The 26,011-nt window shown below is 42.6% G+C and carries 21 protein-coding genes; 10 read left to right on the forward strand and 11 right to left on the reverse strand.

The features are described 5' to 3' along the window. Positions 1-93: 93 nt before the first annotated feature. From plsX to BUC20_RS31785, 7 genes are all read left to right on the forward strand, one after another. Positions 94-1,032, forward strand: coding sequence for a phosphate acyltransferase PlsX (gene plsX, locus BUC20_RS31755; RefSeq protein WP_073238283.1), 939 nt, complete (start codon positions 94-96; stop codon positions 1,030-1,032). An 11-nt stretch (positions 1,033-1,043) separates the two neighbouring features. Continuing rightward, positions 1,044-2,033: a beta-ketoacyl-ACP synthase III gene (locus BUC20_RS31760; RefSeq protein ID WP_073238286.1), complete on the forward strand. Its 990-nt coding sequence runs from the start codon at positions 1,044-1,046 to the stop codon at positions 2,031-2,033. A gap of 73 nt (positions 2,034-2,106) precedes the next feature. Then, the gene (gene accB, locus BUC20_RS31765; RefSeq protein WP_073238289.1) at positions 2,107-2,583 is read left to right on the forward strand and encodes an acetyl-CoA carboxylase biotin carboxyl carrier protein; all 477 of its coding nucleotides are present in this window, start codon (positions 2,107-2,109) and stop codon (positions 2,581-2,583) included. 65 nt (positions 2,584-2,648) lie between these two features. Next, positions 2,649-3,989: an acetyl-CoA carboxylase biotin carboxylase subunit gene (accC, locus tag BUC20_RS31770; protein WP_073238292.1), complete on the forward strand. Its 1,341-nt coding sequence runs from the start codon at positions 2,649-2,651 to the stop codon at positions 3,987-3,989. Positions 3,990-4,069: 80 nt separating this feature from the next. Beyond that, positions 4,070-4,960 (forward strand): twin-arginine translocase subunit TatC, encoded by an 891-nt coding sequence (tatC, locus tag BUC20_RS31775; RefSeq protein WP_073238295.1) that lies wholly within the window; start codon positions 4,070-4,072, stop codon positions 4,958-4,960. A gap of 45 nt (positions 4,961-5,005) precedes the next feature. After that, positions 5,006-5,446 carry a ribose 5-phosphate isomerase B gene (rpiB, locus tag BUC20_RS31780; RefSeq protein ID WP_073238298.1) on the forward strand — a complete coding sequence of 147 codons (441 nt, stop codon included), beginning with the start codon at positions 5,006-5,008 and terminating at the stop codon, positions 5,444-5,446. A gap of 100 nt (positions 5,447-5,546) precedes the next feature. Further along, a complete protein-coding gene (locus BUC20_RS31785; protein ID WP_073238301.1) occupies positions 5,547-7,136 on the forward strand; it encodes a M28 family peptidase in 1,590 nt (529 codons plus the stop codon). A gap of 121 nt (positions 7,137-7,257) precedes the next feature. On the opposite strand, the gene BUC20_RS31790 is transcribed toward BUC20_RS31785, so the two are convergent. Next, entirely contained in the window at positions 7,258-7,800 is a 543-nt protein-coding gene (locus tag BUC20_RS31790; protein ID WP_073238303.1) for a GIN domain-containing protein, read from the reverse strand. Between the two features lie 281 nt (positions 7,801-8,081). On the opposite strand from BUC20_RS31790, the gene BUC20_RS31795 reads away from it, so the two are divergent. Continuing rightward, complete coding sequence (locus BUC20_RS31795) at positions 8,082-9,473, forward strand: LutB/LldF family L-lactate oxidation iron-sulfur protein (protein WP_073238306.1); 1,392 nt, start codon at positions 8,082-8,084, stop codon at positions 9,471-9,473. Positions 9,474-9,475: 2 nt separating this feature from the next. Next, positions 9,476-11,452 carry an alpha-ketoacid dehydrogenase subunit alpha/beta gene (locus BUC20_RS31800; RefSeq protein ID WP_073238309.1) on the forward strand — a complete coding sequence of 659 codons (1,977 nt, stop codon included), beginning with the start codon at positions 9,476-9,478 and terminating at the stop codon, positions 11,450-11,452. Between the two features lie 10 nt (positions 11,453-11,462). On the opposite strand, the gene BUC20_RS31805 is transcribed toward BUC20_RS31800, so the two are convergent. Then, on the reverse strand, positions 11,463-12,107 hold the full coding sequence (locus tag BUC20_RS31805) for a class I SAM-dependent methyltransferase (RefSeq protein ID WP_073238311.1): 645 nt from the start codon (positions 12,105-12,107) through the stop codon (positions 11,463-11,465). Between the two features lie 73 nt (positions 12,108-12,180). Here BUC20_RS31805 and BUC20_RS31810 point away from each other — a divergent pair, with 73 nt between their 5' ends. Next, on the forward strand, positions 12,181-12,990 hold the full coding sequence (locus BUC20_RS31810; RefSeq protein WP_073238314.1) for a hypothetical protein: 810 nt from the start codon (positions 12,181-12,183) through the stop codon (positions 12,988-12,990). Here the strand turns inward: BUC20_RS31810 and BUC20_RS31815 are convergent. From BUC20_RS31815 to ruvA, 9 genes are all read right to left on the reverse strand, one after another. Continuing rightward, the gene (locus BUC20_RS31815) at positions 12,939-13,553 is read right to left on the reverse strand and encodes a SprT-like domain-containing protein (RefSeq protein ID WP_234994635.1); all 615 of its coding nucleotides are present in this window, start codon (positions 13,551-13,553) and stop codon (positions 12,939-12,941) included. The genes BUC20_RS31810 and BUC20_RS31815 overlap by 52 nt on opposite strands. A 35-nt stretch (positions 13,554-13,588) precedes the next feature. Next, entirely contained in the window at positions 13,589-14,101 is a 513-nt protein-coding gene (locus BUC20_RS31820) for a ferritin (protein ID WP_073238320.1), read from the reverse strand. Between the two features lie 27 nt (positions 14,102-14,128). Further along, a complete protein-coding gene (gene feoB, locus BUC20_RS31825; RefSeq protein WP_234994636.1) occupies positions 14,129-16,234 on the reverse strand; it encodes a ferrous iron transport protein B in 2,106 nt (701 codons plus the stop codon). A gap of 16 nt (positions 16,235-16,250) precedes the next feature. Further along, positions 16,251-16,466, reverse strand: coding sequence for a FeoA family protein (locus BUC20_RS31830; RefSeq protein ID WP_073238326.1), 216 nt, complete (start codon positions 16,464-16,466; stop codon positions 16,251-16,253). 300 nt (positions 16,467-16,766) lie between these two features. Further along, positions 16,767-17,174, reverse strand: coding sequence for a VanZ family protein (locus tag BUC20_RS31835; RefSeq protein WP_073238328.1), 408 nt, complete (start codon positions 17,172-17,174; stop codon positions 16,767-16,769). A gap of 3 nt (positions 17,175-17,177) precedes the next feature. Further along, complete coding sequence (gene gcvH, locus BUC20_RS31840; protein ID WP_073238331.1) at positions 17,178-17,558, reverse strand: glycine cleavage system protein GcvH; 381 nt, start codon at positions 17,556-17,558, stop codon at positions 17,178-17,180. A 99-nt stretch (positions 17,559-17,657) separates the two neighbouring features. Next, positions 17,658-18,053 carry a hypothetical protein gene (locus BUC20_RS31845; protein ID WP_143166984.1) on the reverse strand — a complete coding sequence of 132 codons (396 nt, stop codon included), beginning with the start codon at positions 18,051-18,053 and terminating at the stop codon, positions 17,658-17,660. Between the two features lie 164 nt (positions 18,054-18,217). Next, entirely contained in the window at positions 18,218-25,417 is a 7,200-nt protein-coding gene (gene sov / locus BUC20_RS31850) for a T9SS outer membrane translocon Sov/SprA (RefSeq protein ID WP_073238336.1), read from the reverse strand. Positions 25,418-25,425: 8 nt separating this feature from the next. Then, positions 25,426-26,010 (reverse strand): Holliday junction branch migration protein RuvA, encoded by a 585-nt coding sequence (gene ruvA / locus BUC20_RS31855; RefSeq protein WP_069378652.1) that lies wholly within the window; start codon positions 26,008-26,010, stop codon positions 25,426-25,428. Between the last annotated feature and the right edge of the window lies 1 nt (position 26,011).

The raw sequence follows: 26,011 nt of genomic DNA on the forward strand, positions 1-26,011 counted from the left end.
AAAAATAGTTTGTGTTTTAAGTCGGTTTAAGTTTACCTTTAGCGACTGGAAACAAAGGCAATTGTGCCTTCTAACACAAACTGATTTTTTACTATGAAAATAGGTCTCGATATAATGGGCGGAGACTATGCTCCTAAAGCAAACGTTTTAGGAGCAATAGCTGCCCATCAATTGTTATCTCCCGGAGAGCACATAGTGCTGATCGGAGATACGCAGCAGATTAAGCCCCTTCTCACTGAAAACGGATTCAATCCGGATCACTTTGAATATGTTCATACCGAAGAAGTGATTGGTATGGGCGAACATCCCACTAAGGCTATTGTTCAAAAGCCTAATTCCAGTATTGCTATAGGTTTCTCCTTACTTAAAGAAGGTAAACTGGATTCTTTTGCCAGTGCCGGTAACTCTGGTGCTATGCTCGTTGGTGCCGTATTTAGCGTAAAAACTATTCCCGGAATCATCAGACCATGTCTCACAACCTTTCTTCCTAAACTTAGCGGTGGCGTAGGCCTGATGCTTGACGTTGGCGCAAATGCCGATTGTAAGCCGGATACCTTGCTTCAGTTTGGTATATTGGGGAGTTTGTATGCGGAATATGTCATGCAGATAGAAAATCCTAAGGTAGCCCTGATGAATATTGGTGAGGAAGATGAGAAAGGTGATATGCTCAGTCTCGCTACCTTCCCTTTAATGAAGGATACCCATCTTTTTAACTTTGTGGGAAATGTAGAAGGAAGGGACTTATTCAACGATAAAGCCGACGTTATTGTATGCGATGGATTTACAGGAAATGTGATGCTGAAACTGGCAGAATCATTTTATGTACTGACACTAAAAAGAGGGTTAAAAGATGAATTCTTTGACCGCTTTAACTACGAAAACTACGGCGGAAGCCCGGTTTTAGGTGTCAATGCCCCTGTGATCATAGGTCATGGCATTTCAAGTCCGACTGCGGTCAAAAACATGATCCTGCAATCCAGGGACATGATTACTACTGGCTTGGTAGGTAAAATTCAAGCTGCATTTAAATAAGAACATTGAAAATGAATAAAATTCACGCTGCGATTACGGCTGTTAATGGTTACGTACCAGATTACGTACTGACTAATAAAGAGCTTGAATCCATTGTAGACACTACGGATGAATGGATAACCTCCAGAACCGGTATCAAGGAGCGGAGAATATTGAAAGGTGAAGGATTAGGCACTTCAGACATGGCGGTTCATGCCGTGAACGGATTGCTTAAAAAACGTGGAATTACTGCCGAAGAGATCGAACTGATCATCTTTTGTACCACCACCCCCGACATGCCTTTTCCTGCATCAGCAAATATCTTAGCCGATAAAATTGGCGCAAAGAATGCCTGGGGATATGACCTGCAGGCGGCATGTTCCGGATTCATCTTCGGACTTTCTACCGCAGCACAGTTCATCGAATCGGGTAAACATAAAAAAGTATTGGTTGTTGGTGGCGATAAAATGTCGTCTATCATCAATTATCAGGACCGCACCACCTGCATCATTTTTGGTGATGGCTGCGGTGCTGTTCTTTTAGAGCCTAATGAAGAAGGAATGGGCATCCAGGATTCTATCCTGAAAAGCGATGGCTCCGGCCGTCAGTTCCTGCATCAGAAAGCCGGAGGTTCAGCCAGACCGGCAAGCCATGAAACGGTAGACAACAATGAGCACGTTGTGCACCAGGAAGGTCAGGCAGTATTCAAATTTGCCGTAACCAATATGGCAGATGTGGCTGCAGAGATCATGGACAGGAACAACCTGACTTCAGATGATGTAACCTGGCTGGTTCCTCATCAGGCCAACAAAAGGATCATCGATGCTACCGCATCCAGAATGGGCCTTGGCACAGAAAAAGTAATGATCAACATTCAACGTTACGGAAACACCACTAACGGTACAATACCTCTTTGCTTATGGGAATGGGAAAGCCAGTTAAAAAAAGGCGATAACATTATCCTTGCAGCATTTGGAGGTGGTTTTACCTGGGGATCCGTGTACTTAAAATGGGCCTATTAAATTTTATTAAAATAATTAATCTTAACTTAGGTAATTGTTAAGACATACTGTTTTCTCTAAATAACACCAAAAAATGGATATCAAACAAATTCAGGAACTTATTAAATTTGTTTCTCGTTCGGGCGTAAATGAAGTCGCTATTGAGCAGGAAGACTTCAAAATTACTATCAAAACCAATCAGGCACCAACAGTTGTTCATGCAACCGTTCCGGCTCAGATTGCTCCGGCAGTAGTTCCGGCGGCGGCAGCACCTCAACCGGTAGCACCAACAGAAACAAAAGCAAGCGTTGCTGCTGAAGACGATTCTAAATACATCACTATAAAATCACCTATGATCGGAACATTCTACCGTTCATCAAGCCCTGATAAACCTTCTTTCGCCAATGTAGGTGATGAAATCGCGGTAGGTAAAGTGATCTGTATCATTGAAGCCATGAAATTGTTCAATGAAATCGAAAGTGAAGTTTCCGGAAGAATCGTTAAGGTTCTTGTAGAAAACGCTTCTCCAGTAGAATATGACCAACCGTTATTTTTAGTTGAACCTATGTAATCTGTCTTGTTGAAACTTGCCTGATAAAAGACAAAGATCAACAGCTCATTACTTAATAGACATATATGTTTAAAAAGATACTAATTGCCAACAGGGGCGAGATTGCTTTACGCATCATCCGCACCTGTAAAGAAATGGGCATCAAAACCGTTGCGGTTTACTCTACTGCAGACAGAGAGAGTTTACACGTACGCTTTGCCGATGAAGCCGTTTGTATAGGACCTCCGCCAAGTAAGGATTCTTACCTGAGCATCCCAAATATTATCTCGGCTGCAGAATTAACAAATGCAGATGCCATACACCCAGGTTACGGTTTCCTTTCTGAAAACGCGAAGTTTTCTTCCGTTTGCCGTGATTATGGAATCAAATTTATCGGAGCTACTCCGGAGCAGATCAACTCTATGGGTGATAAAGCTTCCGCAAAAGAAACGATGAAAAAAGCAGGTGTTCCAACCATTCCAGGTTCGGAAGGCTTACTTGACAACTTCAAAGACGGTATTAAAATTGCCAATGAAATGGGCTATCCTGTGATTCTGAAAGCTACTGCCGGTGGTGGTGGCCGTGGAATGCGCGTAGTCTGGAAAGATGAAGACTTTGAAAATGCATGGGACAGTGCCAGACAAGAATCGGGTGCAGCCTTTGGAAATGATGGTCTTTACCTAGAAAAATATATCGAAGATCCACGCCACATTGAAATCCAGATTATCGGAGATCAGTATGGTAAAGCCTGCCACTTGTCAGAACGTGATTGCTCTATTCAACGCCGCCATCAAAAGCTGGTAGAAGAAGCACCGTCTCCTTTCATGACGCCAGAGCTTAGAGAAAGAATGGGTGACGCTGCCATCAAAGGTGCCCTAGCGGTACAATATGAAGGTGCAGGAACCATCGAATTCCTGGTAGATAAACACCGCAACTTCTATTTCATGGAAATGAATACCCGTATCCAGGTTGAACACCCGGTTACAGAAGAGGTAATCAATTATGACCTGATCAAAGAACAAATTAAAGTTGCGTCAGGCGTTCCAATCTCCGGAAAAAATTATTTACCGGATATGCATGCCATCGAATGCAGGATCAATGCTGAAGACCCTTTTAACAACTTCAGACCTTCTCCTGGAAAAATTACCAACTTCCACTCTCCGGGTGGTCATGGGGTAAGGGTGGATACACACGTATATGCTGGTTATCAAATCCCTTCAAACTACGATTCAATGATTGCAAAACTGATCTGTGTGGCTCAAACACGGGAAGAAGCCATCAGTACCATGGAACGTGCTTTAAGCGAATTTGTGATCGAAGGTGTAAAAACTACGATACCTTTCCACTTAAAACTGATGAAAGATCCTAACTTTAGGGCTGGTAATTTTACCACGAAGTTTATGGAAACCTTCGAATTTTCAGAATAGAAAAACTATTTAGTAGATTTAAAACGTAAATACCATTCTGAATACAATAGAATGGTATTTTTGTTTTACAAATAACGTACATGAGTGATACTAAGAAAAGGGACCTTATTGGTGCTATAAAAGAAAAAGGAAAAACTTTAGAGGCAGAGATGTCATTCTTTGACCACATAGATGTCCTTAGAAAACATCTGTTACGCGCATTAGCCGTGGTCCTGGTCTTAACCGCCGGAGCGTTTTATTTTACTGACTTTATCTTTAATACCATCATCATGGGGCCTAAAAACCCTAATTTCTGGACCTACAGAATGATGTGTAAACTCGTGGAGAAGTTCCCTGCAATCGGGCCCGACTTCTGTATCACCAAAATTGATGCAAAGATCATCAACACGGAAATGGCCGGGCAATTTACCCTCCAGCTGAATTCCTGTGTGATGGTAGGGATCATCCTGGGTATCCCCTACCTCTTGTTCGAACTCTGGTTGTTCATTAAACCAGCCCTTCATGAAAATGAAAGAAAATCTGCAAGTGGTTTCGTTGCCTTTGCTTCCATTCTTTTCTTTCTCGGTATCCTTTTCGGATATTACATGATCTGCCCATTGTCGATCAACTTCCTGACCAATTTCACTGTCAGTCCGGAGATTCAGAATACGTTTACCATAGACTCTTATCTGTCTTCTGTAATGACCCTAACCCTTGGTTCGGGTGTCATCTTCCAGCTTCCGGTAATCATCTATATCCTTTCAAAGTTAGGGGTCATGACGCCTGCATTTATGCGTGCCAGCAGAAGGTACTCCACCATATTAATTCTGATCGTTGCTGCAGTGGTTACCCCAACTGCCGATCCTTATACCATGATGATTGTTGCCCTTCCTTTATTCCTGCTATATGAATTGAGTATTTACATCTCAGCAAACATAGAACGCAAGAAAAATAAAGAACTTTACGGGGTAGCTAAAGTGAGAAAAGACTAACAAGATACTTACGTTCGTTTATTATTATTCTATATATTTTTGAAGATGTCAACAGAAACAAAAATCAAAATTGCAATCGGCGCTGACCACGCTGGTTTTGAATACAAGGAGTTGTTAAAATCCTTTTTAACCGAGTATGAAGTCAAAGACTTTGGAACACATTCGACACAGTCTGTCGATTATCCTGACTTTGCCCACCCGGTAGCTTCAGCAGTAGAAAGCAAGGAATACACCTTTGGCATTCTGGTTTGTGGAAGTGCAAACGGAGTAGCAATTACGGCAAACAAACATCAGCATATCCGTGCGGCCATTTGCTGGCTAAATGAGATTGCCGAATTGGCGAGAATGCACAACAATGCCAACATTTTATGCATCCCGGCAAGATTTGTTTCTGAAGACCTGGCAAAAGAAATGACCACTACTTTCTTAAATACACCTTTCGAAGGCGGAAGACATGAAGGCAGAGTGAACAAAATCTCCTGCTAAGCTCCGGAATCATCAACTCAACCAACCGATAAAAACTCAACTCAGGAAACCATCATAAGCTTTATGATGGTTTCATTACCTTAAAAACCAATATAAACTGATGAAAAAACATTTCCTGTATGCCAGTTTTGTGCTGACCATGGCCTGCTCGGCCTCCGCACAAAACCCGGATGCCGTGAGGTTCAGTAAAACCATCACTAAAGACAATGCTTATAAACACCTGTCTGTACTTGCTTCTGATGCCTACGAAGGCCGGGAAACAGGTACTAAAGGAGGATGGATGGCCGCTGATTATATTAAAAATTACTTCAAAAGTCTTGGCCTGAAAGGACCGGTAAACGGAGATTATTTTCAGCCAATTGATATGGTTACCTTTAACCTTTCACAAGTCTTAACCATTAACGGACAGCCGGCAGAAGCGATTAAAGACTTTTATATCGTCCCTCAATCCGTTTCATCAGATGGTTTTGCCGTAAACGCCAATAGTGTGGTGTTCGCTGGTTACGGGTTAAACAGAGAAGGTTACAATGACTTTGAAGGGATCGATATCAATGGAAAAGTAGTCATGCTCTTCAAATCCGGAGATCCTGCCGGTTCGGCTTCTTCGAACAGCAAAACAGCCATCAACGCTAAAATAAAATACTTAACGGAAAATAAGGCCGCTGCCATATTGGTCATCGACCCTACGGTTGACATGATGCCGGAAAACCTCAGGAGCTATCTTCTTTCTTCACAAATGGTGATGAAAACCAAAGAAGAGCTGGATAGAATGAAAGCACCGAAAGGAATTCCAACCATTACAATTGGCACTACTGTGGCCAACCAGATCCTCGCTGTTGCAAAAACAAACATCACTGATCTCAAAAAGAAGATCACCGACACTGGAAAACCTGCTTCGCAGGAAATCAACGTTTCCATATCTGCAAATGCAAAGAAACAGGAAACTAAAGTAAGGGCAGAAAATGTACTGGGATTCCTGGAAGGTTCAGATCCTAAGCTTAAACATGAGGTGTTAGTCGTTACCGGCCATTATGACCATATCGGGATTACCCCTGAAGTAAAAGGAACCGATAAAATCAACAATGGAGCTGATGATGATGGTTCCGGAACAACGGGAGTTCTCCTGATGGCAGAAGCATTTTCCAAAGCGAAAAAAGCAGGTAAAGGCCCTAAAAGAAGTATCCTGTTTATGACAGTTACCGGCGAAGAAAAAGGACTGTTAGGCTCGGAATGGTATTCCGAAAACCCAATATTTCCTTTGGAAAACACCATTACCAACCTGAACATTGATATGATTGGAAGAGGTGATAAAGATCATGCTGCCGACAACAACTTCGTTTACATCATTGGTTCGGATATGTTAAGCACTGAACTGGACAAAATCGGTAAAAAAGCAAATAAGGACTATGTAAATATCAATCTGGATGAAAGATATAACAACAGAACGGATCCGAACCGCTTCTACTACCGTTCTGATCATTACAACTTTGCCAAACACGGAATTCCTGTAATTTTCTACTTCAATGGGGTGCATGAAGATTACCATCAGCCAGGAGATGAAATCAGCAAAATAGATTTCCCTATGCTTGCCAAAAGAGCAAGATTGGTTTATTACACCGCATGGGAACTGGCCAATCGTGCTACCCGTCCTAAAGTAGATAAAAACGAAGACGGATCACCAAAGAACTAAAAATTTTCAATACGCTGAAAACCTGCCTCGTGCAGGTTTTTTTATGCACAAAAAAACCGCACATTCGGATGAGCGGTTTTTTGCAGAAATGAATTCATTTCTTTCTTATGGGGTCGGTCTTTTATAGTTTGGCAATCACAAAATCATTCAGGTTTAATTTAGATACATCATTTCTTACCAGGTTGTGTTCTGCTGATGAACCACTTAATTTCAAGTCCGACTGGTCTTTCATGTCAGTATAAAGGCTACCTACTTTTGCATTTACATTTGCTTTTGCCCCATCTTTCAGGAAAATCTGAAGAACAGCCAGGTCAAAGTTACCACGGGTTTTTACCTGAGCAGTGTTGGATGCATCAATTCTTTGCAGGTCTTTTACCGATACATAAATGGTTTCTGGATTAACCGCTGTGGAGTTGATGTACAAAGTATATCCTTTTTGTTGAACTGTAGTGCTTGCACTCAATTCGTCATAGCTGGTAATGCTTTCTGAATTTGATTGTACCAATACCACTTTGGCATTTCCGGTTACCACTACTTTGTTGAATTTTACGTTAGCTGCTGCACTTACGGGTGTGGTGTCTTTTGCAAAAGTAGTGAAGGCTGAAGAAGTTAAAACGATAGCAGTTAAAGCTGAGGCGAATAAGGTTTTGATGGAAGTTTTCATGACTTTATATTTTAAGTTTTTAATTATTTAATTGTTGTTTTGTAGATAAGACATCATCTCTGGAGAAACGTTTCAGCGTTTTTTGGCGCATTAGACCATGCCGCAGTAACTGTCGACCAACTGCCCTAACTATTCGACCAACGGACACAAAAAATTTCGTCGAAACCTGCGAAACAGGAGCTTCCGGAACCCGATTACATTTCAGAAGCAATAAAAAACATTAGATTGGGAAATAAATCAGGCAGATCATGACCGAAGCCTAATTATTTTTATATTTGAAGATGATGAAGATATCTGATGAATTTTTGGTTAAGGCCGATGAAAAGGCTTTTGATTTAGGGCATCGCAAGACAATTAATCATAATATTGGCAAATATAATGTTGCGGTAGACAGGGGCATATCGAGGTTTGAGAATTTAGAAAACTCAAAGAAGAAGGCCCATGTGATTAAATGGCGGGTGATGGAGAACCTTGACAAGTTTCTTCCTGAATTTGAATCCAATTTTCAGCGTAGAGGAGGAAAAGTGATCTGGGCAAATGATGCTGAGGAGGCCCAAAAAGAAATCCTGAACATCATTCAGCGGAATGGCGGGAAGACGGTCATCAAATCGAAATCCATGACCACCGAGGAAATCCACCTTAATGATTTCCTGGAAAAGAACAATATTGAATCCCTGGAAAGTGACCTGGGCGAATACATCGTACAACTTCTTGGTCAGCCACCATACCATATTGTAACCCCGGCCATGCACCTTAGTAAAGAGGAGATCGCCAAGCTGTTTCATGACAAATTTGGAACACCTGTCGATGCCACACCGGAGCAATTGACACAAAAAGCAAGAGAACTGCTCAGGGAAAAATACCTGAAAGCAGATATTGGTATTTCCGGGGGAAACTTCTTAATCGCAGATACCGGAAGTATTGCACTGACTGAAAACGAGGGAAATGCCAGGTTATGTACTACATTTCCTAAAATCCATATTGCCATTGTGGGAATTGAGAAAATCATCCCCTCTATGGCAGACCTCGACCTCTTCTGGCCGCTGCTTGCCAGCCATGGAACCGGACAAAACCTAACCGTCTACAATACCATCTTAAGTGGCCCAAGACGACCGGATGAAACCGATGGCCCTGAAGAGATGTATGTCATCTTACTGGATAACGGACGTACCAATCTGCTGGCTCAGAAAGACCAGCGCCAGGGTCTGTATTGTATCAGATGCGGAGCCTGCCTGAATGCATGCCCTGTGTATAAAAATATTGGTGGACATACCTATAACACCACTTATAGTGGCCCTATTGGCTCCATCATTACCCCTCACCTGAAGGGAATGAAAGAGTTCAAGCACCTGAGCTATGCCTCCAGCCTATGCGGTAAATGCTCTGAAGTATGCCCGGTAAAGATAGACATCCATAAAATGCTCCTGCTCAACAGAAGAGATGCAGCTGCAGATCATGAGAACAGCAAATCTGAAGAGATTGGCTGGAAACTGTTCAATACAGGGATGCAAAAAAGATCAAGAATGGATATGGTAAGCGGAAAGATCAAAAACTTCTTTTTGAAGTTCCTTTTCAAGAAGACCTGGGGCAAATACCGCAGTATGCCGGAAGTTGCACCAAAGTCCTTTGCCAAACGCTATCAGGAGAAAAATAAAGCGGACAAAAACATATAACTATGCAGTTTGACAGAAAAGATAAGAATGATGCTACCTTATTAGATTTATACACGCAATTGCTTTACCCCCGGATGGTAGAGGAAAAAATGCTTATCTTATTACGTCAGGGCAGAATAGGCAAATGGTTTTCCGGAATCGGACAAGAGGCCATCGCCGTAGGAAGTACTTTAGCGATGAAGGAAACCGAATATATTCTTCCAATGCATAGAAACCTGGGGGTATTTACCGCCCGGGACATCCCTTTAAAAAAGCTGATGGCCCAATGGCAGGGTAAAATATCCGGCTTTACAAAAGGTCGGGACCGCTCTTTCCATTTCGGCACACAGGAGTATAAAATTATTGGAATGATTTCCCATCTGGGGCCTCAGATGGCACTTGCCGATGGGATTGCCCTTGCAGATCTTATTGCAGATAAGAAACAGGCTACCCTTGTATTTACAGGCGAAGGAGCCACAAGTGAAGGTGATTTTCATGAAGCCATAAATGTGGCTTCGGTATGGAACCTGCCCGTGATCTTTTTAATTGAAAACAACGGATATGGCCTCTCTACACCAATAAACGAGCAATTTAAATGTAAAGACCTTGTGGATAGAGCCGCAGGATATGGAATTGAAGGCATTCAAATCGATGGGAATAACATTCTTGAAGTTTACGACACCCTTTCTGATATCGCAGAAAAGATGCGGAATGATCCTAAACCTGTTCTGGTAGAATGCCTTACGTTCAGAATGAGGGGCCATGAAGAGGCCTCAGGAACAAAATATGTTCCACAGGAACTATTTGACCTCTGGGCAAAGAAAGACCCAGTAAAGTGTTTTGAGGAATACCTGCTGGAACAGAAAGTGCTTAGCCGGGAAAGTATTGCAGAGATTAAGGCGGATTTTAAAGCCGGAATCGAACAGGAAGTGGAAGCCGCCTTCCTGGAAGAAGAACCGGCAGCAGATATTGACAGGGAGATGGAAGACATGTATGCTCCTCATATTTATCAAGCTATTGAACCAGTCGGAGCATCCACAGAAGTCAGGTACATTGATGCGATTACTGATGCCTTAAAAACCGGTATGCAGAAACACGATAACCTTGTGTTGATGGGACAGGATATTGCGGAATATGGGGGTGCGTTTAAGATCACTGACGGGTTTGTAGACCTTTTCGGCAAATCAAGGGTCCGGAATACCCCAATATGTGAATCGGCAATTGTAGGGGCCGGATTAGGCCTCTCTATCAATGGTTATAAAGCGGTGGTGGAGATGCAGTTTGCTGATTTCGTGACCTGTGGATTCAACCAGATCGTAAACAACCTGGCAAAGACCCATTACCGATGGGGAGAAAAAGCCGATGTGGTGGTCAGGATGCCTACAGGAGCCGGAACCGGTGCAGGCCCTTTTCATTCCCAAAGCAACGAGGCCTGGTTCACAAAAACGCCTGGTTTAAAAATCGTCTATCCGGCCTTCCCTTTCGATGCGAAGGGATTATTGCTTTCGGCAATTGACGATCCAAATCCTGTATTATTTTTTGAACATAAATATTTATACCGCAGCTTAAGCGGACAAGTCCCATCTGGAGAATATAACCTGGAAATAGGCAAAGCCAATCTGATCAAAGAAGGGGAACAACTGAGTATCATTACTTATGGACTCGGCGTACACTGGGCCCTTTCCTATCTGGACGAACATCCGGAAATCAGTGCGGATCTCCTGGATTTACGTAGTCTGCAACCATGGGATAAAGCAGCAGTAGCCGCAACTGTAAAGAAAACAGGAAGAGTACTGATCCTGCATGAAGATACCCTGAGCAACGGCTTTGGAGCAGAACTGGCAGCATGGATTGCCGAACATTGTTTTGAGCACCTGGATGCCCCTGTAATGCGTTGTGCGAGTTCAGACACTGCCATTCCAATGAGCAAAATCCTGGAAGAAAGTTTTCTTGCCAAAAGCCGCCTGAAAGCAAGCATCCAGAAATTAACAGCTTATTAACGTCTCATTATTAAATATCCAGACAGTTATTCGGTTTATAAAAGATAGAAGTGCATTTAGAGACGATCACTCCGGGCGCCATTCCTGTAAATGGAAGGTGTTTAAACCCGTGTCTTTTAAAAAACTCAAATGCTGCTGCATATTTATTTCTTTCAGAATCATCCAGCACCACCACCCCATCTTCAGTTAAGGAGCTAATGGCCTGTTCGCAACAATTCAGCCGGTCTCTCCCATCCACAACAATGAGCTCAAACTTCTTTCCGGTGTCCTTCGCACTCCGGCAGTAATCGCCATTTTCAGCAAGATCGCAATGAATCATATTGACATTTGCAGCCTCCAGTTCTGCATTCTTTTCAAACCAGCTTTTATCATGTTCTACGGAATAAACTTCCTTGGAAAGTTTTGCATAGAATAAGGTTGAATTACCGGAACCGAACTCAAACACGGAATGTTGCTTATTGATTCTCTCCTTAATAAAATCAATAAAAGAATAGGTGACCCAGGCAATGGGATCGCCATCTTCACTGATTGCTGACTTGGTCCGGTAGGCATCAAACCAACCTTTTTCGGCCAGATAACCTTTAAAGCCCAGGGACAACAGGACCTTTAGTTTGGCAGGTTGAAATAGAGTGAAAGGGGATAATTTGTTTTTCATGGTTTTTTCTTTTTAATAACAGGAAAGCCATTTGGCATGATAATCGCCTTTATCAATACCTAAATAAAACGTTATGAAGATCTCTTATATTGTATACTCCCTTTCGGCCAGTCTTTTAATATCAGGCTGTAACCAGCAGCCAAGGCACCCGCAGGCAGATCTCATTACGCAATCATCCGCAACGGCAATGACAGATAAAACCATTCGGATTTTAGCAGATTCTATAGATGCCAACCTGGATCACCTGGAAAAACAAAGCAGCCTGGTGTACCTTCAGGGGGAGCAATCCATGTACGCAGAAAGGTACAGCTCCAATGGCAAAGCCATCTTATATGTGGAACAGAAAGATAATGGCCTTATCAACAGCAGCACTAAAAAATACTACTTCAAAAACGACAGTTTAATAATGGTACAGGAAAGCAATAAATCCAATAATGAATATACCGATACCCGGGTTTTTCTGAGAAATAACATTGCTTTCAGCAAAGAACAGCGCAAGGGCAATTCCGCCTCTGCCTTACTAACCCAGCCCTACCTGTCCCTTAAATCGATTAAAGACAATTCCATTAAAGAAGATGATTACCAGCAAAACATCAGGACATGGGATGAGGCCATTGCCGGAACTAACCAGTACGAAATGTGGTTTGATCAGTATATCGACATTCCTGGCGAAAACATCATTCAGCTGAAAAGCAAGGCCCAAAATGGCTTTACAGCCAGCATCCTGGTAAAAGAACCAGACGCATTTACAGACAGCCTCAAAGCCCTGCCTGGAAATTTCAAAAATGAAAAACTAAATTTTAAATGGAAAGTGGAAGATAAAGAGGCCGTTTATGTACCTGTAGCTGCCAGAGTTACTTCTGCCAGGGGGTTAAACAAATAGACATTACCATTGGTCAGACAAAGGCAACGGTATCTTTTCCTCAGCTTTTCTCCCTTTCTGAACTGCCGGCCATCTTTTATGGTAAATACAGCATCTAAAGGCAACTCTTCCAGTCTGGAAGCATCCCTGGGGAGGTCATGCTTTTTTAAAGCGCGGGATAGTTTCAGATCAGTGCAGCTGGCTGCAGAAGGGTTATTCAGGTAACTTACGATCGCTTGCTGAACATCCTGAGGAAAGACCCCCTGTTCGATAAAAGGAGCCATCATGCGTTTGAAATTATGCTTCCATTCTGCACCGTGGGGCTTCACTTTGTTCTTATGGTCATTCCAGGTGAGCAGGTGTGCAAATTCATGCACCGTGGTCACTAAGAAGGCATAGGCGTTCAGGTCATTGTTGACCGATATCTTATGCCCTAAATCCCGGTAAGGATGCCGGTAATCACCAAGTTTCGTCGTTCTGTTTTTAGATATTTTAAACTCGCATTGAAAATAGTCTATCCACTTCGCGATGATTGGCGCTGCAGCCGGGGGCATATATTGCGCTAAAATCTCCTCCTTTTTCACTCCCCCAAGATAAGGAAATTTATTAAAAGAGACGCTTAGGCTGCACCACCTGTAGCTGCATTAAATGTCCTTTGAGCCAATTCTGTATTCAGCAGATATAATGCAGAAGAATTGTCACCGATCATTTTCAGCTTACTGATGATTTGAGATACGGTAGCTTCTTCTTCTACCTGTTCGGTAACGAACCATTGTAAAAAAGTATGCGTAGCGAAATCACTTTCTTCAAATGCTGCTTTGATTAAATTCCCGATGCTTTTGGTCACTGCCTTTTCATGTGACAGGGTAATTTCAAAAACTTCCAGCACGGAATTGAAATCAGATTCAGGTTGTTGAATCGCTCCGATCGTTACCTTACCCCCAACATCATGAATATAATTGAATTGCTTTTCTGCATGGAAAAGTTCTTCTTTTGCCTGAACTTTAAAATAGTTGGCAAATCCATCGAGGTCTTTATCAGAAAACCAGGAACACATTGCCCAATAGGCATTTGCCGAATACATCTCTAAATTGATCTGCTCATTGAGCAATTTTTCCATTCTTTTATTCATGACCTGTGTATTTTAGGATTCAATATATTATTTTAAAAGCTGATAAGCAATCAAAGCGGCTATATAAGCCATTACCGTCATATATACCAGCTGTATGATCGGCCACTTCCAGGATTTCGTTTCCCTGAACACAACCGCTACCGTACTCATACACTGCATGGCAAAGGCATAAAACAACATCAGAGAAAATCCTGTAGCAAAAGTAAACACCGGTAAGCCTGTTGCCGGATTTACCGCTTGTCGCATGCTGTCCCGTATCTGCAATACATTCTCGTCTCCCCCTTCCACACTGTAAATGGTGGCCATCGTTCCCACAAAGGCTTCCCTTGCAGCAAATGAAGTGATCAATGCGATACCAATCTTCCAGTCAAACCCCAATGGCCGGATTGCCGGCTCTATGGCATGGCCCAGAATCCCTGCATACGAATTTTCAAGCTTCTCAGCCGACTTATCTCTTTCCAGCGTGGAAATCTGCACACTATCTTTTTGCGCCTCTATAGCAGCATATTTTTTCTCAATTGCTTCAAAGCGTTCTGAAGGACCATAAGTGGCCATTACCCATAACACAATAGAAATGGCAATGATCACTTTACCTGCCTGCAATACAAAGGTTTTAGACTTATCGTACATGGTAAAAAGCACATTCCCCCACCTTGGCATTCTATAGACCGGCATCTCCATGATGAAATAAGATTTCTCTTTTGCTTTCAGGATAAACTTCATCACAAAAGCCACAAGTATAGCTGCGACAATACTGATCAGGTACATTCCCATCAAGGTTAAGCCCTGAAGGTTAATGAATCCCCAAATCATTTTTTCAGGAACAACAAGGCTGATCAATAAGGTATACACAGGCAACCTTGCAGAGCAACTCACCAAAGGAGCCACCATAATGGTAATGATACGGTCTTTCCAGTTTTCTATGTTTCGGGCACTCATGATGGAGGGAACGGCACAGGCCAGACTTCCGATCATTGGAACGACAGATTTACCGCTCAAACCAAATTTTCTCATGATTCTATCCATCATAAAGGTCACCCTGGCCATATAACCTGTGTCTTCAAGAATAGAGATAAAAGCAAAGAGGATGGCGATCTGAGGGATGAAAACCACAATTCCGCCTAAACCTGCAAGCACCCCATCCAGCAATAAATCACTGAGCTGTCCGGCAGGTAAATATTCATGTCCCAGTTCCTGCAGTTTCGCAAAGATAAATTCAATCATCTCCATCGGATAAGCCGACCAGGAGAAGATGGCATTAAACAGGAAGAACAGCAATCCCATAAATATAATCAGCCCCCAAAACCTATTGGTCAGGACCGAATCGATTTTATCACTGAAAGCAAACTTCTTTGCTGCTCCGGTATCTTCAATTACCCCCGTCAGGGCCTTTCCCAGATCCCGGTAACGTGCAACCGTCTCCTCAGTTTGCAATTTAGAGGTTTCAAAACCAGTTGCTTTTTTGATTTGATCAAATCCTGCATGGTCTACCTCAGAAAAATGATCCAGGTTATAATGCTGGTGTAATACCTGCAATGCAAAATAGTCATTCTCTGTTCCGATCTTGGCTTTGACTTTCTGAATCGCTTCAGGAGCCAGGGCAAGTACATCGGTACCTTTTAACTGCGTGGCAATCTTTGTGGTATTGCCGATCGCTTGCTTCAGCTCGGTAAGCCCGGTATTACTTCTCGCAGAGATCGCGACAATCTGGATGCCCAATCTTTCCGCAAGCAGGTTAACATTTACATTAATCCCTTCCTTTTTAGCCAGGTCGGTCATGTTAAGCGCCAGTATAACCGGCAGCTGCAGGTCGGCTACCTGCGAGTAAAGCAATAAATTTCTTCGCAGATTGGTCGCATCGGCAACCAATACCACCATATCAGGATAACTGGAATTGTTCTTGTCGGCCAATACCTGGAAGACAATACTTTCATCCTTACTTTTAGGGTATAAACTATAGGTACCCGGTAAATCGGTCACCTCTGCGCGTCTGCCATCAGGAAGCTTGCAGTAACCGACCTTTTTATCAACGGTAATACCCGGAAAATTTCCAATTTTTTGATTTAATCCTGTGAGCAGATTAAAAAGAGTAGACTTGCCTGTATTGGGATTCCCAACCAGAGCTATTTTCAAATCCTTTGCCAAATTACTACTGAATTATAATACTCGATGCTTCGCTTTTACGCAAGCAAAGCTGATAACCTGAAACACGGATGGCAATCGGATCGCCCAGTGGGGCAAACCGTTCCACTTCTACAACTTCTCCAGGCAAACAGCCCATCTCCATTAGTTTAACAGACATTTCTAAATCAGTAAATGCCACTATAGTTCCTCGTTCCCCTGGATTCAATTGTGAAAGTTTCATCTTTATTAATTTATTTTAATTCTTGAAGGACAATATTGATTCCTTCTCTAATCAAGGCGCAATTTAGGCTTAATTTATAATAGTTCCAAATAAACGAAAACACCCTGACCTACCGGAAAGGGCTTTCAGGGCAGCTAAAGGATGAATTCTGCAATCCAAAAGTCACGATAAAGTAACATAATGAATACAGGCAGTTTTTATCGCTGCGGGTAGCTGCGATAACTTACCGGAGGACACTTACAGCCTGGCTTAAAAATACTGCAGCTGCTCGCTGTAAGTACCAGTATCAACAGGAAAAATCTACTGAGATTCTTTTTCATTATAATGAGATTTATGTAAGAGTATAAAGCTGAAAACGCCCATAAATACACCGATCATGTCGCAGGCAAAATCCCACCATTCTGCAGACCTGTAGGTAAACACTTTCCATTGCAGCATCTCTATCGCTCCTCCCAATGCTGCGGTGATCAGGATCACCTTAAATATAGTCAGTGAGCGAAAACTATAGTTATGTCTGTATTTGATTCTCCCGTAAAACAGTAGTATCGTAAGGACAAAGAAAAATCCCAGATGCACCATCTTGTCAAATCCTTCAAAAAAAAAGCCTGTCCCATTAGAGGCAGGCATTTCTATATTGCAAAGGATCAAAATAACAACTGTCCATACTATGGCCCAGATCTGATATTTTAACGCTTTTATGTTGTTCATTGACTAAGCTCCTACAAGGGCTTTATAAGCATCAGCATCTAATAAACCATCCACTTGTGCAGCGTCTGAGATCGATACTTTCACCATCCAGCCTTTTCCATAAGGATCAGAATTTACCAGTTCAGGATTGTCATTCAATTCTGCATTGGTTTCCAATACGGTTGCAGTTAATGGCATAAATAAATCAGATACCGTTTTAACAGCTTCCACTGTTCCGAAAACATCGTCTTTACTTACTTCATCACCTACGGTATTGATATCGATGTATACAATATCACCTAACTCACGTTGTGCAAAATCAGTAATACCGATATAGGCTTCGTTACCTTCAATCTTAACCCATTCGTGGTCTTTAGTGTACTTTAGTTCTGATGGAAAATTCATTTTATATAATATTAATAATAAATTAGTTACGCACAAAAATCATGTGTTACTTAAATAGGAATCAGCAAAAAACACGCGTTATCCTCTGCGAATTTACTATTATTTATAAGTATTCATATTATTTTTAATTTCAACATCTTCATTTCCTTCGTCATCCTCTTCCAAATAGAGTTTCCAGCTCAGTGCCCCGGCTATTTCCAGGAAAATTTTCAGATAAACCTGCTGGTCAATATGTGCTCCTTTGGCGCAAACAATTGCAATCAGATTCACATCAGGGACTTCCCTTTCAGAGGTGGCAAAACTACCATCTTTTGTTTCAGCCAACACAATTTCCAGCCAGGGAAAATGATCAGCGTTACCTAAGGTCTGATGATCTTTCTGAAGGAAATTTCCGGTGTTCAGAAAAAGCTGCAACAACCTCTCCCGCGCTACATTTTTAGTGTAACCTTCATCACTTTGTATATTGTAATAATTATACCTGTCGCTCCACATCACTTAGCTTATTTAGCAAACGCCCCAACCTTAGGTCTATTTGCAATCCGGGAATTAAATATACAAATTTCATAGGGCTACAAAGGAGGCCAAAAGTAAAGGCAATAAAAAACGCGCATATATTTCTAAGAATATATGCGCGTAAAGCGGCAAAATGAAAGTCTTTTCTAATTCAGTGTTACCCTCAGACTAAATCCAAAATTACTAAATGAAGTATTGAACGTCTGAGAAGTATATGGTTTGGTAATGTTAGAATCGTAGAACACCCTTACGTTAAAACGTTGGTTCAGGATATAATCCACACTTGGTCTTAAGGTGATGTTCTTTGCTCCCGAGGAAACTTCTGCTTCCAGAATATCCGCACGATAGATCACCGTCTTATTGTCCCTGATGGCAATATCCAGTTTAAAGTCCATATTGTTGTCCATTTTCAATTGTTTAAACAAGCCGAAAGGGAAGCGAAACTTCGTGGTACGATAGCCCAGACCGAATACCATGTTATTTTCTGTGAGTTGTGCCAGCTGGCTATTGGCCAGGCTCAGCCCTAATAAACGTGTTCTGCCAATCTCAAAGTTTGCGGTCAGGTTATTCTTCAAACGGGTATCTATTCCGATCAGTGGCGAAAACTGTTCCGCAATCGTCACCTGTGCATATTGGTATTTCGGAAGGAAGTTATCGTTCTGATCCCTGCTGCTCGACATGCCATTACGTTCCTGATATTTTAATAAAGAGTTAAAGCTGTTGATGCTGTAAACCGAGCGGTAAGAATGCCTCAGATCAATCGAACTGAAGTGTTCCGCAAGGTAAGCGATTCTCGTTAGCCCCCTGTAGTTCAAACGCCAGTTTGGCAATGGAATGTTAGGCATAGAATTCAGGCTTGAGGAAGAAGCGCTCTTGCCGGTATAAGCCGCCAGGAAGGCAGAGATCACCACGTCCTGTGAGTTCTGTCCGTAACCATCGGCATAACCTCCTCTTGTTCCTGCAGAGTTGGGGTTTTCTGAACCCAATCTTTGGGAGATCACCGATCGGTTGGACATAAACGTTTCAAACAATTTAGACATCGTACTTCCTGATTGTTCCGAGAATGCCGTTCCCAGACTGATGAAGGAAACGCTGTAATCACCTGTTGTAAAAGGACTGAAATTCTGGAACCCTTTGCTCAGGTCGTCATACCTGAAATTCGTAGAATAGTTCATCGTCTTATTCCTGTTCGCTGTCAGCGTGATGGTCAGGTCTTTGATTGGTTCGATTAAACTTGTAATGCTCAGGTCTTCTCTCATGGTATTGATGTAAAGCTGAGATTGCAAAGTATCTGTCGTGATCCATCCTCTTCTCAATGCTTCTTCCCTGATGTCCCGCTGACTTCCTAAAACAAAGCCCAGTCCGGGAGCACCTGTGGCATTATCTATCCCGAAAACATTTGTTTTTGGTAAATAACCAGGCAAGAAAGTTCCTTTGGTCTGCGTATAGGCACCCACCACATTTTTGATACTCGTAAGCAAACCGACCAACACACCAGACCCGGTCTGTGCAGCCCCTGCTCCTCCTGAACCCGATTTCCTGACGAAACCAAATTTATTGTAAAGTGAAGCCAGGTTAAACGTCGGGTTAATCTGGATCGTTCTTGAGTTTTGCACTGTATTTCCAAGATTGATGTTTGGATCTCTCAGGGTAGAAAGCGGTTCAGTTTGCCAGTTGAAATTGGTTCCGTAACGTGTGGCTACATTGATCCAGTCCATGCCGGGAATCTTATTGATTGGCAGTGCATAAGTAATGTTCAGGTTGTGGTTATAATCCGTTGTCCTGCCCAGTTTCATCATGTTTTGCCATAAAGTATCTCTTTTCAATCCCTCTATCCGTCCATAAGGTTCATCGATGATCGAATAATTGGTTGCATCGATATCCAGGGTCAATGATTTACTCAGGTTCCATGCAATTCCGTAAACCCTCGATACCAGGAAGTTTTTATTGAAAGTGGTGTTTACAGGAATAGAATTCATCGGGTCATTGTTTCTCAGGTTGTTTTCCGAATAGAAGCGGTCCACATCAATTCTGAAATTAATCGCCGTAGGCATCAGACTGAAATTGAAATCCTTTAACAAGGCCAGTTTGTTCGACTTGATCAGCTTTTTAAAAGGCTCATAAGTTTTTGTCGGCCCCGCATAATTGTAAGCCAGGGAACCACGGTATGTTTTCTGGAAGTTGTTTTCTATAATGAAATCTCTATGCGAATATTTGGTATAGGCATAGCTGACATTGAAGTTTTCTATATCCCAGATCTTTGGCTTTTGATCCGGATTGGTTCTTTCTTTTCTCACATTGGTGAAGTTGATGCTGCTCCTTGTGGTGAAGTCCTGTGCAAAGTTCAGGATAGAATCACGCTGTGATTTCGTCGCTGCATCCAATGCATTTTTCAACTCAATATCCGGCATACTTGGGTTGTACTGAGGTGTACTTACCTGGCTCGAATAACTGATAAACATCGGCACCTTGATCCCTGCTTTTTTAGGGAAAAATTTACCAAGCTCCATGCTGGAAGAAATGTCAAAGAAGACATTGTCTGCTCTGTTTCTTTCACTCACACGGGTTTCCAGTGAACCAAATCCAATCGTCGATTTACTTCCCGAAACATTCACATCCGCAAAGTCAGCCAGTTTCGCACTTAACCTCGCTGTAGCTGCCCAACCTCCGCGCTCATCAAACTCTGTTAAGCGAAGCTCATTAAACCAGACCACTGCCGTCTTATCCTGCCCATCGTCATTGCCGGTCACATTCTTATATGGGTTCTTCACCCCAAGCATATAGACCCTCACCTTACTCATATCCGGCTGCCCTTTTACCGTGATCACTTTACCGTCTACGATATAGTTAAAAGGAATGTTAATCGGCCATGGAGCGCCGGTATTTGTCTTTGCATTATTTCTTGCCAGTTTGGCTTTCTGGAACAACTCCAGCTGGATGTCCATTTTATTCTGTTCCGGCCAGATGTTTCCCGGATCACTCGTTCCCGGAAGTGTCACCTTCAAAGGCTGCGAATATTCGTAGTAATTGTCCTGATTATCTGTACCAATGCGTAAAAATGCGCTCAGGTCATTGTCGTTCAGAATCGTTGAACCTAAGGCTTCCGCATGGATATACATCTCCAGATGTTTGTAAGACCTGAAATCGTTAAACGCGGTTTTAAAAGCTGCACGGCCATAACCATCACGAAGCTGTTTAATCGTTACCGATAAAGACTGCTCATTCTGGCGTGTATCTCCGCGGTAATTACTGAAATCACGTTCCCTTTCGATTCCCGGAGGGATCACATAAGGGATTGGAGTACGCTTACCGTTTTCTTCAATATTTACAGTGGCTACTTCAATCGTAGAAGCATCAGGACTGATGGTTCCTAAACCCGGATCAACGATGGTCTGTGAAGCTTCATTAAGCGCATTGTATTGTCTCCATTCTCCTCTTACCAACTGGATTTTACCGAACCTCAGGATCGTAGTATCTGCGAAATTGGTCATGAACATCCGAATGAAACGGATCGATTTAAAATCCTGAATGCCTCCAACTTTCTCGTCATATTGTGCCAAAGGAATACGGATCTGATACCAGGTAACCGCTTGTGTCTGCCCATTCGCCAGTTTCACCTGTGAAGTCACTTTATCGGTCACATATTTCGATCCTACCATCAGATCAGCCGGACGCATAGATACCTTATACTGGAAATACTCGTCAGACTGTGTCATGTTGTTATCCCTGTTGATGTCTTCACCATCAGGCAGAGAAGTTGAAGCAGAGTTTTCCACACCCAGTTCAGCCTGCGACTGCTGTGCTGTTTTTGAGTTTCCTTCCGTTCCGTTATATTTCTGGTAACGTTTTAAGATCCCTGCATTTTCACGGTCAAGGTCTGGTCCTCTGAAGTAAGTATAATCATCAGATGAGGGATCCCTCTCAAGCTGAGCAGCGGCATCAGGGTTTAGCTGTCCTTTGATCTGATTGATTAACGTACTAAACTTTCTCTGTTCATCCGCATTGCCCATTCCGTCGAGACCAACATCCTGTGCTTTACGTGCATCCGGACTATTGTCAAATGCCTGAACTACCGGTTGTAATTTTGGCACTCTTCCCCAAACGGTTTCCTCAAATTTATTAGGATCACCATCTGCAGGCAAACCATTTTCCAACGACTTGCGTCCGTCTTTCAAAATATCCTCCGAGATGTTACCAATGTTGAAGTACAGATCCCCACCGGCAGAATTGGGCTTATAGATATTCGGATCCATCACCCAAAGCTCGATAAACTCAATGTTCAAAGCTTCAAAATCATTGGTTTCTATTCTTCTGAATAAACCTCCCCAGCGGGAACGCGGGTTATTCAGGGCACCTGTAGGATTAAAGCCTGTAGGCGTGTAATTGTAAGGACCACGAACAGTCGGATAAAACGCCACATCTAAAGTAGGCAATGCAAAAGGCTGTCCCGTACCGATTTCTTTAAAAGGGAATACTTCCTGTTCCACCACCTGACGCACATAGTGATTGGAAAGTTCGTTTTTATTATTCCTCAATGCGGAAGGAAGAGTTGCGTCACTCTTGTTGTAAAAGATAGGGTCGATGTTATAAAAAGCAATCAGCGCCCTATTGTATCCATAGCTCAGGTCATTGATTCTTGAAGATTCAGAAAACATCTGAGGCGTACCCGACAACTGCCATGCAACCGCACTTTTCAGGTCAATGATCGAACGCGATGCTTCAAAATCATCCAGATAACTTACCCCACCCTTTTTACCACCGAAGTTCAAAGCAGAAGGGTGTCCGGGAATCAGTTGTGCAAACTCTCCTGAGACCGTAAAGCTCGATGGTACTTTAGTAGAAATGAAGGGCAACTTATCCACCAGCTTTGTTAAGAACCTGGAAGGAGAGCTGTAGTTCAGGTCCAATCCCCACATCGTGTTTGAGATCGGCTCTTCGCCAAGGTTTACTTTTGGCGTAAGCGGCTTTTCTGTGAGGTTCATAATCGTACCCCCCAGGTTCAGCTTATTGTTTACCTTATAGTCCAGCCTGGTTCCAAACAGCGAGCGTTGCTGCAAACCAAAAAGCTCATTATTTTCTGTAGAAATCTTTATCGGCTGACCGGAAATAAGGATCGCAGTATTCAATATCCTTACCCTACCTCCCTGGTAATCCACCGTATAATCCACACCTTCCTGAAGGGGGATTGTTCCCGCGAATACTTTTACCGATCCTTCCGGAACATTGATCGCATTTAAGCTGAACTCTGAGGCCACCCGACTTTGGTAAGCGCCCTTAATGATATACCTGTTTTGTTTCGTAAACGATTGCTGGGCAATCACCTTGGTCGTATCATATAAAGCTTGATAGGTGTACTTGTCAATCAATGCCTGCTCTGCCGGACTAAACTGACTCGCTAAATCTTTACCAAAAGGCTCAATCAATGGAAAGATAATCCGTCCGTTCAATGGATCTATCGTTACATAACCATTGCTGGTATTCGTAGAGAAATTACTCAGGTTGGTATTGGAGCCATTTGTATTTCCTCCATTAGGATTGTTGTTGTTATTAATCGGGGTATTAAAGGCAATGTTCTGGTTAGAGCCAAAAGGTTTGTTCTCGGCTTCAAAGTCAAAAATCCCATCCGGACTCCGTTCTCTTTGCTGGTTCAAACGGTCTAAACCCATTACCTGAATCCATTGTTTGTTTTTCAATGGCCTGCGGTCGGCATCCAGCTTCTCGCCCTCATCAATGTATGGTTTCTCTACCCCGGTCTTGTCATCAATCCTGAAGATGTCCAGCTTAAAGTTCATCGGGCTGATCTGGTAACCGCCAATAGAATAGATGTTTTTCATCATCAGGTCCCAGGTAGGCAGAATGGTTTTTGTTGTTTCGTTTTTTAATAATTTCGTATACAATACCTTTGGTTTCGCCTGATCAAAGGAAACATCAGTCGAGAACTCTCCCACCTGATATTCTAGCCCACGATAGGTATAACGGTAGGCTACTGTCAATACTTCATCTGTATTTAAAGCATTGTTCAGGGAGATGTATCCCAGTTGAGGATGAAAGGTATATTCCCTGTCGGCCAATTTCCGCGCATAGGTCAGCTTGGCATAATTGTCTGTTCCTTTATTTGCAGCAAAGAAACCAATGATGTCATTGGAATTTGTCTCCCTTGCTCCTGGAGGCAATTGCGACAGAAGGTCGTTGGATTGCCTTGGAAACTGAGGATTGTCAAATGCCGAAGGCAAGGCCGATCCTCCACCCGCTATGGTTGGGTTAAAAGGTGCATTTTCAGCAAGGTCAATAAACCCGAGTACATCTCTGGAATCCTGTGTATTTCCTGTTTTATTGGTGATCCAGACCTCGATTTTGGTAATGAGCACCCCGGAGGTAATCGTAGGCGGGGTTGATAAGGTTTTATTGTAGTTATTTCTAAAATACTGCGCTAAGAAATAGTGTTTATTCGCTTCATAATTGTCCACAGTTACGCGGTATTCATTCTGCTGAGCTCCGTTGTTAATGCGGATCTCACGGGATTGGGATTTCTGCTGAGAGAAGACCGAGCTCACACTAAGTTTCCCGAATTGTAATTGTGTTTTAACCCCGAATAAGGCCTGTGTTCCATTGATTAGGGTCGTGTTCAGCGGTAAGCTAACATTTCCCGCTTCGATCTTCTGAATGATGTCATCCTTCCCTCCGGTATAGTCCAGTTTCACCTGGTTTTCAAAATCAAACTGAGCTTCCGTATTGTAGTTCATATTGATTTTCATCCGTGTACCAATATTTCCGATGACATCCATCTGGATACGCTGGTTAAAGTCGAAGTTCGACTGTACCCTTTGGCGTTCATTGAACAGCGGATTTTCGTTTTTATTGATTCTGCCAAGAAAGGTCAGTTCGGCTTCTCCACGAGGCTGAATATCTATCGTTGTGCCTCCAAAAATACGTTCAAAAGCCTTACTATTGATTTTAAGGCTTGGAATGAACCCATTTTTTCTGACTTCATTTAATTCTTCACTGGAATACATCCGCCAGTTGTCCCGTTTCATCTCACTGTTCACCAGGCGCTGATATTCTTCAACAGTCAGGTATTGGGGTGCAGCAAAGAGTCGGTTACCAATCAGTTGCCTGATGATATATCTTCTGTTTTTTGCGTCGTATTCGACTTCCCGCTTCACATTTTCCGGAAGGGGTTTAAAAGAATTGTTTAGGTTTCGGAGTCCTAATCGTTGTTTTTCCTTCAGACTGAAGGAGTTCTTAGTAGTATCGGTTCTTTTTCCGGGCGTTCCCGTTTGGGAAAATGCTTGCTGTCCGCCAAGGCAGAGAAGAAAAATAAGAAGGAGCGTTAATAAGGTTCTCAAGGGTAAGTTTATAAGTTCTTCAAGGCTATTTTAATCATTTGTTCTACTGATAAGTCCACACCACCGTTTTTCACTGCATTATCAATTGATTTCTCTGCGGGTTGCTTTGCAAAGCCCAGCATCATCAAAGCGGATAAAGCTTCTTCTCTAACAGTATTATTTAAAGGTGCTGCGATCAATGATCCGGTACCTTCTTTCTTCAATTTATCCTGCAATTCCAGCACTAAGCGCTGGGCAGATTTCACACCAATTCCCTTAATCCGCTGGATTAAAGGCAAATCACCATTCACAATAGCTGTTTGAATTTCTGTAGGCGTAATAGATGAGAGCATCATCCTCCCCGTATTGGGTCCGATTCCGGAAACAGAGATCAGATGAAGGAAGAGCCTGCGCTCTCCCTCATCTGCAAATCCGTATAAAGTATGTGCATCTTCTTTCACGTGGAGCCAGGTATATACCTTGCAACGTTCCACATCAGCCAGACTGCTATAAGTATTCAGTGAAATATTGATATGGTAACCAATTCCTCCGGCCTCCACAACAATATAAGCGGGGCATTTAAAGGTCAGCTTACCATCAATATATTCAAACATA

Source organism: Pedobacter caeni (assembly GCF_900129215.1).
Lineage (GTDB): Bacteria > Bacteroidota > Bacteroidia > Sphingobacteriales > Sphingobacteriaceae > Pedobacter > Pedobacter caeni.

Excerpts from the sequence above, each read along its gene's own strand:
- ruvA (WP_069378652.1), bottom strand. The coding sequence starts at position 26,010 with ATGTTTGAATATATTGATGGTAAGCTGACCTTTAAATGCCCCGCTTAT.
- BUC20_RS31805 (WP_073238311.1), bottom strand. The coding sequence starts at position 12,107 with ATGAAAAACAAATTATCCCCTTTCACTCTATTTCAACCTGCCAAACTA.
- BUC20_RS31795 (WP_073238306.1), top strand. The coding sequence starts at position 8,082 with ATGATGAAGATATCTGATGAATTTTTGGTTAAGGCCGATGAAAAGGCT.
- plsX (WP_073238283.1), top strand. The coding sequence starts at position 94 with ATGAAAATAGGTCTCGATATAATGGGCGGAGACTATGCTCCTAAAGCA.
- BUC20_RS31835 (WP_073238328.1), bottom strand. The coding sequence starts at position 17,174 with ATGAACAACATAAAAGCGTTAAAATATCAGATCTGGGCCATAGTATGG.
- BUC20_RS31830 (WP_073238326.1), bottom strand. The coding sequence starts at position 16,466 with ATGAAACTTTCACAATTGAATCCAGGGGAACGAGGAACTATAGTGGCA.
- tatC (WP_073238295.1), top strand. The coding sequence starts at position 4,070 with ATGAGTGATACTAAGAAAAGGGACCTTATTGGTGCTATAAAAGAAAAA.
- BUC20_RS31760 (WP_073238286.1), top strand. The coding sequence starts at position 1,044 with ATGAATAAAATTCACGCTGCGATTACGGCTGTTAATGGTTACGTACCA.
- BUC20_RS31810 (WP_073238314.1), top strand. The coding sequence starts at position 12,181 with ATGAAGATCTCTTATATTGTATACTCCCTTTCGGCCAGTCTTTTAATA.
- BUC20_RS31820 (WP_073238320.1), bottom strand. The coding sequence starts at position 14,101 with ATGAATAAAAGAATGGAAAAATTGCTCAATGAGCAGATCAATTTAGAG.
- rpiB (WP_073238298.1), top strand. The coding sequence starts at position 5,006 with ATGTCAACAGAAACAAAAATCAAAATTGCAATCGGCGCTGACCACGCT.
- accB (WP_073238289.1), top strand. The coding sequence starts at position 2,107 with ATGGATATCAAACAAATTCAGGAACTTATTAAATTTGTTTCTCGTTCG.
- BUC20_RS31800 (WP_073238309.1), top strand. The coding sequence starts at position 9,476 with ATGCAGTTTGACAGAAAAGATAAGAATGATGCTACCTTATTAGATTTA.
- accC (WP_073238292.1), top strand. The coding sequence starts at position 2,649 with ATGTTTAAAAAGATACTAATTGCCAACAGGGGCGAGATTGCTTTACGC.
- BUC20_RS31790 (WP_073238303.1), bottom strand. The coding sequence starts at position 7,800 with ATGAAAACTTCCATCAAAACCTTATTCGCCTCAGCTTTAACTGCTATC.
- BUC20_RS31785 (WP_073238301.1), top strand. The coding sequence starts at position 5,547 with ATGAAAAAACATTTCCTGTATGCCAGTTTTGTGCTGACCATGGCCTGC.
- gcvH (WP_073238331.1), bottom strand. The coding sequence starts at position 17,558 with ATGAATTTTCCATCAGAACTAAAGTACACTAAAGACCACGAATGGGTT.